The following is a 15,805-nucleotide window of genomic DNA, read 5'->3' on the forward strand; positions in this document are numbered from 1 at the left end:
TCATGACGCATTCTGTTCTTCTCGACGTTACCCAACGCATTATTGAACGAAGCCAAGTAACACGCACGGCTTTTCTTGCCAAAATTGATGAGCAAGCCGCTGAAGGTAAAGGGCGAGCGCAGTTATCATGCGGTAACTTAGCCCACGCAGTGGCGGCTTCATGTAACAGTGAAAAAACAGCAATTCTGAATTTTACTCATGCCAATGTCGGTATTGTAACTGCGTACAACGATATGTTGAGTGCGCATCAAACCTATAAAGATTACCCAGATCAAATCAAAGCGGTCTTAAATGTTCAAGGCCATACTGCGCAAGTTGCGGGTGGTGTACCTGCGATGTGCGATGGTGTTACGCAAGGGCAAGCTGGCATGGATATGTCACTGTTCTCTCGTGATCTTATTGCCCAATCGACAGCTTTTTCTCTTAGTCATAATGTGTTTGATGCCACGTTGTTACTCGGTATTTGTGACAAAATTGCACCGGGGCAGTTAATGGGTGCGCTTACTTATGCACATTTACCAACAGCCTTTATTCCTGCAGGGCCGATGTCTACGGGTATTACGAATGAAGAGAAAGTGGATGTTCGCCAAAAATTTGTAGCAGGCAAAGTCGGTAAAGATGCACTGCAAAAAATGGAGTGTAATGCCTATCACTCATCTGGTACGTGTACCTTCTATGGCACCGCAAATACGAATCAGTTGGTGTTTGAAGCTATGGGGCTAATGCTCCCTGGTTCTGCTTTTGTACATCCATTATCACCATTGCGTACTGCATTAACGGATTATGCCGCAACACGTATTGCAGCGATGACGGCAGATACACCCTCTTACCGTCCACTACGCGATGTGTTCACTGAGAAAAGTTTAGTCAACGGGCTGGTGGCATTATTAGCATCAGGTGGCAGTACTAATCACAGTATTCATATGATCGCCATTGCACGTGCTGCAGGTATTATTCTGACGTGGGAAGATCTCAGTGACTTGTCTGATGTGGTGCCATTATTGGTGAAGGTATACCCGAACGGGCCTGCCGACATTAATGCATTTGAAGCTGCTGGTGGTGTGCCTGCATTGATGAAGCGTTTGCATGAGAGTGGTTTGTTACATACTGATGTCACCCCAGCCTTTGGATCGTTTGAGCTGCAATTGATGTCTCCAAGCCTCGAGGGTGAAGACGTTATCTGGCAAGCGCGCGGTGAAACGACAAACCCTGAAGTTGTTGCTGTTAGTGGCGAAGTCTTCCAAAATACGGGCGGCACGAAAGTTTTAAACGGTAATTTAGGGCGTGCAGTGATCAAGGTGTCAGCGGTTGCAGAAGAATACCGTGTGGTTGAAGCGCCAGCAAAAGTGTTTACTTCGCAACATGATGTAGAAACGGCGTATAAATCTGGTGAGCTGAATCAAGATGGTATTATTGTTGTGACGCATAATGGCCCTGCGGCGAACGGAATGCCGGAATTGCACAAATTGATGCCAATCCTTGGCAATATTCAAAAAGCTGGCTTCAAAGTGGCATTAGTGACTGATGGTCGACTATCCGGTGCTTCGGGCAAAATTCCAGCAGCGATCCATGTCTCACCAGAAGCACTGCGTGGTGGTGTCATTGGATTGATTCAAGACGGCGATATAGTGCGACTAGATTGCGTAACGGGTCAATTGGATGTTTTAGCTGATATGCAGCATCGAACTGTAGATAACATCGATACTGAATCTCGCCAAATGACGTGGGGACGTGACATCTTCAAAATAATGCGTGAAAACGTATCGAGCGCTGAACAAGGTGCATCATTTCTTTATTAAGTGGTTGTTTAACAATCGTAGTTAATTCCAGGCGATCTACTTCTCGATAATGGTCGTGTTGTTATGAAGAGGCTTTTTAATAAAAGCCTTTTCTAAAATTCAATTTTCCAATCTGGGTATTATTTTTTTTTGATCTAACACGCTAAGATAACCGCTGAATTGAATAAGTAATTATGTTTCTTATGCCACCTCGCCAAGCATTGACCAAAGAGATTTGGAACGCTTTTGTATCCCAGTCGTCTGCAGAAGCCGAACTTCCTAATATTGACCCGCATTTACAGCAAGTCTGGGCCAGATGTCGTCGACAGCAGCGTCACGATCATTGGTCGATGCCTCATCGGGCTAAAGGGGTAACCTATGCCTCGATACAGAAAAGTAAAGCTCCGTTTTTAAATATTGCCATACCAGCTATTGAAGATACTTATGAATATCTAGAAAGCGAAAGCTGTGCTTTTGTTATTAGCGATGAAGTTGGTTGTACTCTGTATTTATGCGCAGACAGTGAGATGAAAGTAAAACTTGATACGCTTGGGATTCAAGAGGGGGTTTACTGGCGAGAAGGCATTATGGGTAATAATGCAATTTCAAGTGCTATGCATTTAGCGAAAGCGACCCAAACTGCTGGTTTTGAGCATTTCAAGGAAGCACTACATGGTTTCGCGGTATATGCCGCACCAGTATTTGGTGATACAGGAACCGCGCTAGGCTGCGTTGCGTTGGTTCTGCCTGTCGAAAAAGCCAGTGTTTCTGCATTGGGCTTAATTCATTCTGCTTCCCGTGATATAGCTAGCCAGATGCAGGCTGAGAGTATGCTTACCGAATCCAATCAGCATCTATCTGAGGTACATGTTTTACTTGAAGGTGTTGAGGAAGGTGTACTTGCATGGTATCCCAATGGAAAGATTCATTACTTGAATCAAAAAGGTTGCGATCTTTTGGGCCTTACGGTCAGTGAATTAGGAAGAGAAATCAGTTCGATACTTACTATGCCTCAGCGTGTTCACCAAGCAATCAAACAGGGTGTTGGGCTAGATATGGTCGATACGACCATTGAAAGCAAAGGCCGGCTTATTTCTTTAGTTATGTCGCTAAAAATTGTGAAAAATGCTCAAAATAGTACCCATTGCTATATTGCTCTGCTTTACCCTATTAAGCATATTCGCGACTTAGTGCATCAGCATGTTGGCAATCGGGCGAGATTGACCTTTGACGATATTGTCGGGGGATCGGATGCTATGCTGCGCGTGGTTCGGCAAGCGCGCCACGCAGCAAAAGGACGAGGCCCTGTTTTGCTTCATGGTGAAGATGGGATTGGGAAAAGTCATCTTGCCCAAGCTATTCATAATGGCAGTGATCGACAGGGGCAGCCGTTCATTGCCATAAACTGTCAAGCTATTCCCAAAGAGCTTATGGCAAGTGAATTTTTAGGTTCAGCGCTAGAGAGTGAGCACTCTTCTGTGTCAAAGTTTGAACTGGCTAATGGCGGTACTTTATTTCTCGATCAAGTGGAATGTTTGTCTTCTGAGGTACAGGCTGCCTTGCTTCACTTACTCAAAACAGGGCTAATCAATCGTATGAACGGTAATATTGTCTCTGTGGATGTGCGTATTGTAGCCACATCGAACGTCGATTTAGATCAGTATGTCGTGGAAAAACATTTTCGTAGGCAGCTTCTTTTGGAGTTACAGACGTTTGATATTCACGTATCCCCGCTTCGCGACCGAATTGAGGATGTGCCTATTCTCGCTGAACGAAAGTTGACTCATTTGGAAGCTGAAAAGAAAACATCGTTGGCCCTTAGTCAAGAAGCGTTGTCATTTTTAATGCGATACCGCTGGCCTGGAAACCATCGAGAATTGCGTAATGTGATCGAGCGTTCAGCCAATTTTTCGGATGGCAGTGTAATTAGAGTTAAAGACTTACCTGACAATATTATTACCGCGACAGATCATGGCCAGACAGGTAATAAGCCTTTTCATTCAAACAATTTAGCAGATTCAGAAAAGGTGACGATTATTCGTTCAGCCTTGGATTGCCGAGGGAAAATCGGCTCTATGTGTGAAGATTTAAAGGTGGGTCGTACGACTTTGTGGCGCAAGCTCAAAAATTACAATATTGACGTGAATGATTATAAATAGTCAGAAATAAAACCGCACATTATGTGCGGTGTGTTAGTTGATAGTGGCCACTTAGATCATGGACACTTAGAGTATGGCCAGTATTTGCTGTGAGGTATCGGCATTCAGGATCTCTTTCGCTTTTCGTTCTGCTTGTTGGTGATGAGTTGCACGTACCGCCTGTTTAACCGCAGCAATACGGATTGGGCTCATACTCAGCTTATCAATCCCCATCCCTATCAGCGTCTCGGTGAGTTTTGGATCACCAGCCATTTCACCGCATATCCCAATAGGGATGCCTGCATCATGGGCGGCTTTAACTGCTAGCTCAATCATACGCAGCACAGCAGGCTGAGTGGAAGAGACTAAATACGAAACCGCATTATTGCCTCTGTCTGCAGCCATCACATACTGAGTGAGATCGTTTGTTCCTACACTGAAAAAACTGACTTCTTTAGCTAACTGCTTGGCATTGACTACCGCAGCTGGTACTTCAATCATAATACCGAACTCGGGAATGGCACTTGATATACCGTCACGCTGTAATGCGTTATGGCAGTCACTGAGTAGAGATTTCGCTTGGTATAATTCCTCTGGCGTGGCAACCATTGGAAACATCACATGCAAATTCGGATGTTTAGCTCTTGCTCGAAGCAAGGCATTGAGCTGTACTTTGAAGAGTTCTTCATTTTGCAAACATAATCGCAGACCTCGGCAACCAAGGAATGGGTTATCTTCATGCCCTTGTTGCAAATAGGCTAAAGGCTTATCGCCACCAATATCGAGTGTACGTATGATCACCTGCTTTTTACCAAATGCATTAGCTATTTGGGAATAGAATTCATATTGATATTGTTCAGACGGTGCTTGTTCGCGTTCCATAAAAAGAAATTCGCTACGGACTAACCCAACACCTTCGGCACCGCCGTTCAGTGCTTGTTCCACATCTTCTAAAGTGGCTAGATTAGCAAAAATATCTACTGAAATTCCATCTTGTGTATATGCCTTTTCTATCATCGTTGCTTGGGCTTGCTCTTTCTGGAACTGCTGTTTTTCAAGCTCTTTTTGTGCACTTTCAAGTTGCAGCGACGTAGGTGATAACCACACATCTCCGCTACACCCATTAATGACTGCGAGGTTGCCTTCTTGGCTACGAGACATCAATTTATTGAGCCCTGTAATCGCCGGAATACCTAATGCCCTAGCAAGAATCGCTGAGTGTGATGTACTTCCTCCTTGCTCAAGGATAATCCCTTTGATCATCGCGGGATCAAGTTGTGCGGTATCTGATGGTGATAAGTCAACGGCAGCTAAAATTACTGGCTCAGTCAGTACGATTTTTTGTTCGGCTTCCCCGATGAGTAATCTCATTACGCGACGACCAATATCGTAAATATCCTTGGCACGTGCTTGCATATATTCGCTAGAAGCGTCTTTGTAAGCTTGTGCTGTCTGTTCAATAATTGATGACCAAGCTTTTTCTACATTGATTTGATTGCTGAGCTGTCGTGCAATTTGATTGCTGAGATCAGGATCTGCCAACATAGCGCAATGAGCTGTAAAAATATCACTTTCTGATTTTGAGCCCGCCAGGGCAGTTCGGTCTGCCAATTGGGAGAGTTCTTGTTGAGCGGTATCACTGGCTTGAGTGTATAACGTCCATTCCTGCTCATAACCTAGATACCTACGCTCTCGTGCTTTAGGCATTGTTGCGCGGTAGTGCCAGATTGGAGCGATAGCGATTCCTTCAGATATACCTATGGCTCTTAAGCATCCATGTTCATCTTCAATGATATCGGTGACTTGATGAATTGTATTAACGCTATTTTGCTTATTCATGACATCGATTTGTTTATCGATCGATTCATTGAAATGGTTATGAGCGAGCAATTTAAATGCTTGTAATGCCTGTTGTGCTTCTTTACCACTGGCAATACACACTAAGGTGTCACCTTGTTTTACATCTAATAGCGCAATACTGTTAATGCTCTTGGCGCTGACTCGTCTGTCATGGCACTGTAGCCATATTTGCGCATCAAATGCGCTGATAGCACCGACAATCGCAGAAGCTGGTCTGGCGTGAATGCCATGGGGATTTTGCACCAGCCATTCAACCTCTGTTTCGTATTCACTATCAGCGGGAGTAGATAGAACATCTGTTGGTATACCATTCGGCAGCTTCGCACTTTGGTTCAACAGCTGATATTTTGCGAGTAATGCATTGTGTGCTTCGTTAGTGACTTCTTCGAGAGACATGCCAGCAGCGGCGGCAACACTTGCCGACATCGCTCCTTCAATAAGCGGTGCAGCGCAGATGTGCACATTCGTAGTCTGTTCACTGCCCATAAGCTCTAAGGCCATGTCAGTACTTAATATTGCGCTACCCATATCCACGAGAACCAACACACCTTCGGGTGAATATACCTCTTCAATCGCCATCATGATGGCTATCGCATCGGTACCAATTGGATTTTCAGGATCATCGACGCCAGCTGCGACAGCAATTTTGACTTTCCCTTGTGTCATCTGTTCAGCCAGCGCATGAACGCCTTTGGCTAAATCTGGGCTGTGGGAAACAATTACAATACTGACCATAATTAAACCTTAAAGTGAGGTGGTGTAATACCACCTCGAACAGAAAAAAGGGGGAGAATATTATTGCGCTAAAGCGTTACGTAGCGCCGTAAAAAGTAGGTACGTGGATGTCGCCCCTGGGTCTTGATGACCAATAGAACGCTCCCCTAAATAGCTTGCCCGTCCTTTTCTTGCTTGCATTGGAATTGTGCTTTTCATTGCGACTTCAGCATTGGCAACAGCTGTATTTAGTGCATCATAAACACTGATGTTTTGGTCTTGCTTTAGGCTTGTCATAATACCGTTCCAGGTATCAATCATGGTTTTATCACCCACCTCTGCTTTTCCGCGTTGAACAATCCCATCCATACCGTCTTGAAGCATTTTGGTGAGTTCAACAAGGTTGAGCTCTTCTTTAGACATTACACTGGTTGCTGCGCGTATAAAGAAAGTGCCATATAGTGGACCACTGGCTCCACCTATGCTTGATAGCAGTGTCATTCCTGTGGTTTTCAAAATAGTGCCAATGTCTTTATCGGCAACACTCGGTAATTTCTCTTTTACTTTTTGAAAACCACGGTTCATGTTGAGCCCATGATCGGCATCACCAATTTCTCGGTCTAACTCAGTTAAGAAATCTTGCTCGTTTTGGAATACGTCAGCTGAATCTTCAAGCCACTGAACGATTTGTTGTTTGGTAATTGTCATCAGTTGTTCCTTAACGTTTAGCAGCCCCAGCGCATTGCTGGTGTGTTAACGGGCATATCGTACAGAGATAACATTTCATCATCGACTTTTAGCACTGAGATAGAAATCCCTTGCATATCTAATGACGTGCAATAGCTACCAATAAGGTTTCGCTCAATTTGTATCTCATGGTTTTCCAGTATTTCAGCAACTTTCCGATATACCATATAGAGCTCAGATTGTGGTGTTGCCCCTAGGTTGTTCACGAGCACAATAACCTTATCGCCAGAATTGAGAGGTTCTGTGATCCAAGATTCGTCTTGCCATTCACCTAGATTATTATCCCAGCGGCGAACAATACGTTCATAGGGAGTGTTATCTAATATTTCACTCATCATATCGGTAGTGATAGTGTCGCCATCAGTAAAGGCGCGACGTTCGATACCGGGTTCTCCATGGATACCGATACCAAATTCAATTTCATTATCAGCTAAATCAAAACTTGGTTTACCAGCGGCAGGAACAGTACAAGCAGAAAGTGCAACACCAAATGAGCGTCCACGGTTAGCAATATGTTTAGCTAGAGCACTTATTTTATCGAGGTTGTAGCCCTCTTCGGCAGCTGCCCCTAGGATTTTCTCTGCCAGCACTGTAGTCGCAACACCCCGTCGCCCTGCGGTATACAGGCTATCTTTCACTGCTACATCATCATCAATCAGTGTCGCTTGTACTTTTAATCCCTCACCGTGAAGAAGCTCTACTGCTGTTTCAAAGTTCAGTACATCCCCGGTATAGTTTTTAATAAGAAAGAGAATACCTTCACCGGTATCTACCTTCTGTGCACATTCGTACATTTGATCGGGGGTAGGCGATGTAAACATTTCACCAGGACAAGCCCCATCAAGCATGCCTTTTCCTACATAACCACCGTGCATCGGTTCATGACCGCTTCCCCCCCCAGAAATAAGTGCAACCTTGGTTTTTTCCCGCTCTTTTCGCACGATATACATAGGGTCTAAGTGTACGTCGAGTTCAGAATGAGCCTTCGCAATACCTTGAAGTTGCTCTTTAACCACTTGATCAATCTGATTAATCATCTTTTTCATCGTTCTATCCTTATTATTCTGCGTTGGAGCAGTTTATTTATGGGGTAAAAGGAAGTCGTAGCAAATCGCTGTTGAGCTGCGCAGTAGGCACAATCCAGCGGTTGTGTTTCGCCGATGTTTATAAATTTACCTGTAATGTCAAAGCTGATGGTATGCCAATAAGAGAATAGGCGTTACTCCGGTTATTGTGTTTCAAAATGGAACTGTTTGGAGGTGCTTATGTTCCGTAATGAAACGCAGATTGAGTTCAGGGGGCAGATTCTTGAGCTAAAGCATATTTTAGGCTTGTTATCTGGAATAGAGAGTGATGATAGTTAGTCGGCACTAAGCTTGTTGGGGGGAATAGATGTGTAACTTTGCTGCTCGGATCACAAATAACGAGGTGACAGGAAGCAGTAAAGAGTCAGATTTAGCCAAAAATATAAGCACTCTTAAGCATATGAGCTACATTTGATATATATAAAATAAATCTAATGTGAAGATAGTGATTATTTGTGATGACATGTTGCAGCTGAAAATGGAAGGCTGCTTAAATCGTCAGCTTAAGGAAGAGGTAAACAATGAAAAGCAATCAGTATACTGTCGATAGAGAACTCCCTTTAGAGCATAATGCCCAACTCGTGACAACCACAGATTTACAAGGCGTGATCTCTTACGCGAATGATGACTTTATTAAAATAAGTGGTTACACCAGCGAAGAATTGGTGGGTCAGCATCATAATATTATTCGTCATCCGGACATGCCTGCTCAAGCTTTTGGCGATTTATGGAAACATTTGAAAGAAAATAAGCCTTGGCGAGGAATAGTGAAAAATCGTTGTAAAGATGGCAGCTTCTATTGGGTCGACGCATATGTTACACCGATATATAAAAATGACCGGGTCTGTGGTTACCAATCAGTTCGACGCAAGCCGACACCCGCAATGATCACTTCAGCGACTCATATTTATGAGCAACTTAATCTAAAGAAAAACCCATATTCATTTCAGCTTTCAATACTTCAAAAATTTTTATTAGTCACAGCCATCACACTGATTACCATTAGTAGCGCTCATTTCTCATTACATGAGTTTGCTGAATTCAGTGCTTTAATCCCACTAGTGCTGTTTATTCTTTTTTACCGCAATGAGTTGTTTAAACAACCACAGTATTTTAAAAAGCTCAAAGATGATTATGATAGCTTAACTCGCATTATTTACAGTGGTGATTCAGTTGAATCCATTGCTGATTTTCATTTACAGCTTTGTGATGCACGGATTAAAACGGTTCTCGGGCGTGTTGATGATGCCTCTTCGACATTAAAAACGGTAAGTGGAGATTTACAGCAAGCGGTTGTGACAACCAAGCAGTCAATTACAGTACAAGATCAAGATACTCAGCACATTGCTACTTCGATCACTCAGATGTCTGCAGTTGCCAGTGAAATTGCACAAAACACACAACTAACATCCGATAAAGCCTTACTCGCACAAGATCAGTGTGCCAAAACAACAATGATCCTCAACACCACCCAAGATAATATCAATGAACTTGCGATTGAAACGGAAAATACGGCTGAAACAGCACAGTCTTTAGCCAGAGTGTCTGATCAAATAGAAGCCATGATGGTCGAAATTCAGGGTATTGCGCAGCAAACAAATTTACTTGCACTTAATGCGGCAATCGAAGCGGCGAGGGCGGGTGAACAGGGTCGAGGATTTGCCGTTGTTGCTGATGAAGTTCGCGCATTGTCTCAACGAACACATGGGGCAACCGAGAAAATTCAATCCAGTATTGATGAGATCAATAAATCTCTGGGCGACTGGCAGTCACGAACCACTCATAGCATCCGAAAAACTCAGCAATGTGTTGAGAATACAAGCCTGACAGCACAGAACATTAAAGATGTCGTTGCGATGGTGGACGAAATTGCAGAAATTTCAACACAGATTGCAACAGCGGCTGAAGAGCAAGGCACGGTCGCTGCTGAAATTAGCCATAATGTCCATCAAATATCCGATTCTTCCGCAAAAAATATAGAACAAATTGAAGCGATGAAAATCTCATCAGATCGAGTACGAGACAACGTAGCCTCACTGGATGCTTTAGGCAAATCGTTTGGTTAGCCGCTGATTTATGAGGAGTAGCCTACTCCTCATAAATATATTGGATTAAAGACTCTCACCTTCCGTTACCGTAAAACCCATATCAAAAACCTTTTGTTCGATCACATCACCAGCTAGCGCTGAAAGTAAGAGCTGTGCACTTTTTTCTCCAATTTCAAAGCGCGGTGTATCGATACTTGTCAGTTTAGGTGACATCGCTTGACCAATATCTAATGCGTTATAGCCGACAACACTGATTTGATTCGGCACTGAAATACCACGTGCTTGGCAAGCCATGATCGTACCGATAGCGATATCATCGTTGGTACAAAAGACCCCGTTAAGGTTTGGTTGTTCGGTTAAGGCACGCTCAAGTAAATGTCGACCTAAAGTAAAACTAGAGTGTTCTTCAGTTAAAATATGCACAGGCTCAAGGTTGGCTTCTTGCATTGCACGATCGTAGCCGTTCATTCGCAATTGTGTTCGTGTATCAAGACGAGCACCAAAGTACACCGTGTTGTATTTATCTGCTTCAATCATTTCTTTTACAACGGTATACGCTGCAAGCTCGTGATTTAACCCTACCGCCATATCTATCGGGTTGTCAGGTAATTCCATTGCTTCAATAATCGGAATACCCGCTGTTTTAATCATTTGAAGAGTGCGAGTAGTGTGATTTGTGCTCGTTAAAATTAATCCATCAACTTGGTATGACAACAGGGCAGCAATTTTGCTCTCTTCTTCCTCTTCGCTATAGCTGAAGTGGGCGATCAAGGTTTCATAACCATTGGCTTTGGTTACGGTTTCAATGCCTTGTGCAAAATTAGCAAATACTTGGTTAGATAAAGAGGGCAACAGAACACCAATCGCTTTGCTGGATGATTTTGAAAGCATTGCAGGTGCACGATTTTGGATATACCCCAATTCTTCTACGATTTTCGCGATTTTTTCGCGAGTGGCAACGGCTACCGATTCAGGGTTTCTCATATAACGGCTAACCGTCATTTTGGTGATACCAATACGATCGGCAATATCTTGTAGAGTAGGGCGAGATTTACGGTTTTCTGTGCTCATGCTAATGTTCTCATCAAATGTTACTGTAACATTATCATCTAAGCGACTGTGGTTACAATAAAAAAACAGTACTTACTCATTCGGTTATTGTCCGAAATAGTAAGCACTGCTTAAAATCAATGATGGTTAATCGTCAGAGGTAATGCTTAAGATTAACGACAACTATTTTTATTTGTTATTAATCGTGCGTAAGTACAACTTTACCTACGGCTTTCCCTGCTTCTAGATGGGCATGCGCTTCAGCAACTTGCCAGATAGTGAATGCTGACTCATCAATTAATGGGGTGATTTTCCCTTGATCTACTAACTCTGCTACTGCGGCTAAAATCTTGCCATGGCGAGCACGATTGATGTTTTCAATCATAGGAATCAGCATTAATACACTGTGGAAGCTGAGGCCTTTCAATGCGATCTGAAGTGGTTCAGCAATAGGTAATGTTGTTGCTACACGACCATTGAACTTAACAGCTTCAAAACTGCGTTGGATATTCTCGCCTGCAATCGTATCGAAGATGGCGTCGAATCCATGGCCATCAGTGTATTGGGCTACATACTCAGCAACAGTGTGCTCTTCTACATTAACTACGTTGTCGGCGTTAAGTGTTTTGGCTACGGCTTCATTTTTAGATCGTGTTGTTGTCGTAACCGTCGCACCAAGATGCTTACCAAGTTGTACCGCGATATGACCAACACCGCCTGTTGCACCATGAACAAGTAGGTTGTCACCCGCTTTAACATCCATTTTTTCGCACAGTGCTTCCCATGCAGTGATAGAGACAAGCGGTAGTGCTGCTGCTTGCTTCATAGTCAGCGAGGTAGGTTTGTGTGCCATTAGGTTGGCATCAACCAACATGTAATCTGCTAGCGCACCATCAATACCTGCAATACCGCCAGCACAGCCATATACCTCATCACCGACTTTGAAATTACTGATGGAGTCACAAACCTCAGTGACTATACCTGCTACGTCACCATGCAGAATACTAGGTAGGTTTTCAGACCATGGCGTTTCTGCAGAGCGAAGCATGGTATCTAACGGATTAACACTCGTGGCTTTCACTTCAACAATCATATGACCTAATTGCAGTTCAGGCATTGGTTGCTCTGTAAGGTTAAATGCGTCGTAGCCGCCGATGTTGCTAATTGTCATTGCTTTCATTTTTTACGCTCCGGTTTGGATTATGCGGCCATTTTAGTTATTGCTAGATAAACAACAATACATTGAAAAACAAGATAGCTTTGCTTTTAAGACAAAAGCGACTGCGTTATAGTGAGAAAAGAGAGAGGCATGTACGAGGTGACAAAAGATATGGCCACATTTAATAAATTGCATTACTTCAATTGCGTTGTAGAAACGGGCAGCATTTCAAAAGCCAGTAAAATTTTTGATGTCCAGCCATCATCGATATCACGTCAACTAGCGTCATTAGAGAGTGAACTCGGTATTCGCCTGTTAGAGCGAACGACGCGAAATATAGGTTTAACGGAAGCAGGAAAAACGTATTATGATTATTCAAAACGTATTATCTCTGAACTCGAAGAAGCCAAACGTGCGGTGGGAGATCTGCAGCTTAGTCCAATAGGTAACCTCAAAATCAGCACTACAGTGGGATTTGGTGAAAGTCGCATTCTGCCTCTATTACCTAAATTTCGGCAGGCTTATCCTGATATTCGCATCGAAGTTGAGCTGACCGAACGAATTGTGGATCTAATCGAAGAGAATGTTGATATCGCGATTCGCAGTGGTCGTTTACCCGACTCTAGTTTGATCGCGAGAAAGCTGGTCGATAATCATTTTATTCTATGCTCAAGCCCTGAATACATGAACGAAAGCGGGCTTCCTGAGTCACCTGAGCAGTTGATCAATCATGATTGTGTGGTATATGGCTATCATGGTTGGAAAGATTGGTACTTGGTCAAAGGCAATTATCAAAAATTAGCCATTAAACACTATATGACCGTAGATTCTGTTAATGGACAAAAACAACTTATTCTTCATGGTGGTGGTATTGCACTTATCCCTTATTGGGCAGTTAAAGATGAGCTGGACTCTGGCCGGTTAATTCAGGTGTTACCAGAACATCAATTTAGCCCGTGTCTCCACTTAAGTTCAACCTATGCGATTTATCAAAATAGAAACCTAGTGTCATCTAAGATGAGGGTGTTTTTGGATTTTTTGCGAGAAAATATGTAACCATGTAATACCGTACCAATAAAAGCCATTACAGCTGTTAATGGCAAAAAAATACTTCCTCGGTACTCGTACCGTTGAATGTGATTCACTCTATTTATCAATAAATATAGTTGGAATATTAAGATTCAATTATGAGTAATAGTTGTGATTGGTAGGTTTATACAATAGCGGTATTATATGCCGAAAATACAAAAGCAAAGGTAATACATCATTAATAGTCCGCCTTAGAAATAAATCTCTTATCAATTTATGGCTCATTAATTAATAAAGAGGTTTTTCATGTTAGGTTTTTATAAAGAAAGTTGGTTTAATAATATTAAGGGTGATTTATTATCAGGAATAGTTTTAGCATTAGCGTTAATACCGGAAGCTATTGCATTTTCAATAATTGCCGGACTTGATCCAAAGGTCGGTTTATATGCTTCATTTTCAATCTGTGTTGTTATAGCTTTCACCGGTTCACGTTCTGCAATGATTTCAGCATCAACCGGCGCAATGGCTTTGTTAATGACGACGTTAGTTAAAGACCATGGTTTACAATATCTTTTAGCTGCTTCATTTCTTACCGGTGTTATTCAATACGTAATAGGGCTTTTAAAACTTGGTAACTTAATGAGGTTTGTTTCGCGCTCAATTGTTACCGGGTTTGTTAACGCGCTAGCGATATTGATTTTCATGGCTCAATTACCAGAATTAACCAATGTAACGTGGCAGGTTTATGCGTTAACTGCTGCCGGTTTAGGGATTATCTATCTATTTCCTTATATTCCTAAAGTTGGAAAAGTATTACCATCACCATTAGTTTGTATTATTGCTATCACTGTATTCAGCGTGATGTATAACATCGATATTCGTACTGTTGGCGATATGGGATCATTACCTGATTCGTTACCTGTATTTATGTTCCCTGATATTCCATTCTCCTTAGAAACATTAAATATAATCTTCCCTTACTCGTTAGCACTTGCCGTTGTTGGTGTTCTTGAGTCGCTTATGACTGCAAAAATCATTGATGATATTACTGATACAGATAGTGACACTAACAGTGAATGTAAAGGTCAGGGTTTAGCAAATATGGTTTCATCATTGTTCGGTGGCATGGCTGGCTGTGCCATGATTGGACAATCAATGATTAATATTAAATCGGGTGGTAGAACTAGATTATCCACACTATCATCAGGCGTTTTTCTTTTGATAATGGTTGTTTTCCTTGGTGACTATTTAAAGATAATCCCAATGGCTGCACTTGTTGCCGTGATGATTATGGTTTCTATAAGCACGTTTTCATGGAAATCGATACCAGCGATGAGGCACATGCCGTTAAACTCTAACGTGATCATGATTGCAACGGTTGTTTCTGTTGTCTTAACCGATAACTTAGCAATTGGTGTTGTTGTTGGTGTTGTTATTGCTTCTGTGTTCTACACGAATCAGAGCAGGTTAATCATGAAAGTCACTGATGATATTGTCATTAGTTATGACCACACAATCCATAAGGTACATGGCCAGATATTCTTTGCATCTGCTTATACTTTCATTGATATGTTTAATTTTAACAGTCCTTCAAAGTACGTGACCATTGATTTAACCAGTTGTCATTTTTGGGATATAACCGCTGTGGGTGCGCTTGATAAAGTGATTATGAAATTCATGAATGCGGGATGTGATGTTAAAGTCACTGGAATGAATGACAACACAATGAAAATAATAGAAAAACATGCAATTTATAATAAGCCTGAGAAACTCGCATTAATGACGCACGGTCACTAGATATACCACTGAAAAAGCATCCTTTATTGGATGCTTTTAATGTTTTATTTAATAATGTTAAACATATAACTAGGGGTTCTATGCGACCACTGATAACACATGAACCATCAATTGTTGCTACAGCACATTTTTACTACCCTTCTAAAATAGCAAGAAATAAAGAACCACATTCTTGGGTGATCGATAGAAGAACGTTAATTGCAAAGAAATATAACGTTCATGGTATTAATAAAGAGTATTCGTTAAAGGTAAGTCCAAATCGTTATGTTTATGAAGCAGATTTGATTAGATACTTCGAGATAAGTAAAAAATCTAATCAGTTCTTTTCAAATAAGAACAAGATATATTTTAGTTAACCGTATTTATCATCAGTAGTATAAAAGATAAATGTAATGTTATT

Annotated in this window: 10 protein-coding genes; 5 read left to right on the top strand and 5 right to left on the bottom strand. The window is 42.1% G+C overall.

Annotated elements, in window-relative coordinates:
* The first annotated feature begins 2 nt into the window (after positions 1-2).
* Positions 3-1,799, top strand: coding sequence for a phosphogluconate dehydratase (edd, locus tag C9J47_RS02250; protein ID WP_107252046.1), 1,797 nt, complete (start codon positions 3-5; stop codon positions 1,797-1,799).
* Positions 1,800-1,972: 173 nt separating this feature from the next.
* Entirely contained in the window at positions 1,973-3,937 is a 1,965-nt protein-coding gene (gene dhaR, locus C9J47_RS02255) for a dihydroxyacetone kinase operon transcriptional regulator DhaR (RefSeq protein ID WP_245903260.1), read from the top strand.
* 66 nt (positions 3,938-4,003) lie between these two features.
* Here dhaR and ptsP read toward each other — a convergent pair whose 3' ends face one another.
* Genes ptsP through dhaK form a run of 3 tightly spaced genes read right to left on the bottom strand, consistent with a single transcriptional unit; the run spans position 4,004 to position 8,283 of the window.
* The gene (gene ptsP, locus C9J47_RS02260; protein WP_107252047.1) at positions 4,004-6,511 is read right to left on the bottom strand and encodes a phosphoenolpyruvate--protein phosphotransferase; all 2,508 of its coding nucleotides are present in this window, start codon (positions 6,509-6,511) and stop codon (positions 4,004-4,006) included.
* Between the two features lie 60 nt (positions 6,512-6,571).
* The gene (gene dhaL, locus C9J47_RS02265; RefSeq protein WP_107252048.1) at positions 6,572-7,198 is read right to left on the bottom strand and encodes a dihydroxyacetone kinase subunit DhaL; all 627 of its coding nucleotides are present in this window, start codon (positions 7,196-7,198) and stop codon (positions 6,572-6,574) included.
* Between the two features lie 17 nt (positions 7,199-7,215).
* On the bottom strand, positions 7,216-8,283 hold the full coding sequence (gene dhaK / locus C9J47_RS02270) for a dihydroxyacetone kinase subunit DhaK (protein WP_107252049.1): 1,068 nt from the start codon (positions 8,281-8,283) through the stop codon (positions 7,216-7,218).
* Positions 8,284-8,843: 560 nt separating this feature from the next.
* Between dhaK and C9J47_RS02275 the strand changes: the two genes are divergently transcribed.
* Complete coding sequence (locus C9J47_RS02275; protein WP_107252050.1) at positions 8,844-10,388, top strand: methyl-accepting chemotaxis protein; 1,545 nt, start codon at positions 8,844-8,846, stop codon at positions 10,386-10,388.
* A 45-nt stretch (positions 10,389-10,433) separates the two neighbouring features.
* On the opposite strand, the gene C9J47_RS02280 is transcribed toward C9J47_RS02275, so the two are convergent.
* Together C9J47_RS02280 and C9J47_RS02285 are read right to left on the bottom strand one after the other, a co-directional pair.
* On the bottom strand, positions 10,434-11,441 hold the full coding sequence (locus tag C9J47_RS02280; RefSeq protein ID WP_107252051.1) for a substrate-binding domain-containing protein: 1,008 nt from the start codon (positions 11,439-11,441) through the stop codon (positions 10,434-10,436).
* 178 nt (positions 11,442-11,619) lie between these two features.
* Positions 11,620-12,600, bottom strand: a complete 981-nt coding sequence (locus C9J47_RS02285) for a zinc-dependent alcohol dehydrogenase family protein (RefSeq protein ID WP_107252052.1) — start codon at positions 12,598-12,600, stop codon at positions 11,620-11,622.
* Between the two features lie 129 nt (positions 12,601-12,729).
* Here C9J47_RS02285 and C9J47_RS02290 point away from each other — a divergent pair, with 129 nt between their 5' ends.
* Complete coding sequence (locus C9J47_RS02290) at positions 12,730-13,635, top strand: LysR family transcriptional regulator (RefSeq protein WP_342749859.1); 906 nt, start codon at positions 12,730-12,732, stop codon at positions 13,633-13,635.
* A 279-nt stretch (positions 13,636-13,914) separates the two neighbouring features.
* Entirely contained in the window at positions 13,915-15,405 is a 1,491-nt protein-coding gene (locus C9J47_RS02295) for a SulP family inorganic anion transporter (protein WP_107252053.1), read from the top strand.
* Positions 15,406-15,805: the final 400 nt, after the last annotated feature.

Origin of the sequence: Photobacterium indicum (assembly GCF_003026215.1) — a bacterium.
GTDB classification, from domain to species: Bacteria; Pseudomonadota; Gammaproteobacteria; order Enterobacterales; family Vibrionaceae; genus Photobacterium; species Photobacterium indicum.

What these genes read in the sequence shown, in the direction of transcription:
- edd (WP_107252046.1), top strand. Translation starts at nt 3, where the DNA reads ATGACGCATTCTGTTCTTCTCGACGTTACCCAACGCATTATTGAACGA.
- C9J47_RS02275 (WP_107252050.1), top strand. Translation starts at nt 8,844, where the DNA reads ATGAAAAGCAATCAGTATACTGTCGATAGAGAACTCCCTTTAGAGCAT.
- C9J47_RS02285 (WP_107252052.1), bottom strand. Translation starts at nt 12,600, where the DNA reads ATGAAAGCAATGACAATTAGCAACATCGGCGGCTACGACGCATTTAAC.
- dhaK (WP_107252049.1), bottom strand. Translation starts at nt 8,283, where the DNA reads ATGAAAAAGATGATTAATCAGATTGATCAAGTGGTTAAAGAGCAACTT.
- dhaR (WP_245903260.1), top strand. Translation starts at nt 1,973, where the DNA reads ATGTTTCTTATGCCACCTCGCCAAGCATTGACCAAAGAGATTTGGAAC.
- C9J47_RS02290 (WP_342749859.1), top strand. Translation starts at nt 12,730, where the DNA reads ATGTACGAGGTGACAAAAGATATGGCCACATTTAATAAATTGCATTAC.
- dhaL (WP_107252048.1), bottom strand. Translation starts at nt 7,198, where the DNA reads ATGACAATTACCAAACAACAAATCGTTCAGTGGCTTGAAGATTCAGCT.
- ptsP (WP_107252047.1), bottom strand. Translation starts at nt 6,511, where the DNA reads ATGGTCAGTATTGTAATTGTTTCCCACAGCCCAGATTTAGCCAAAGGC.
- C9J47_RS02280 (WP_107252051.1), bottom strand. Translation starts at nt 11,441, where the DNA reads ATGAGCACAGAAAACCGTAAATCTCGCCCTACTCTACAAGATATTGCC.
- C9J47_RS02295 (WP_107252053.1), top strand. Translation starts at nt 13,915, where the DNA reads ATGTTAGGTTTTTATAAAGAAAGTTGGTTTAATAATATTAAGGGTGAT.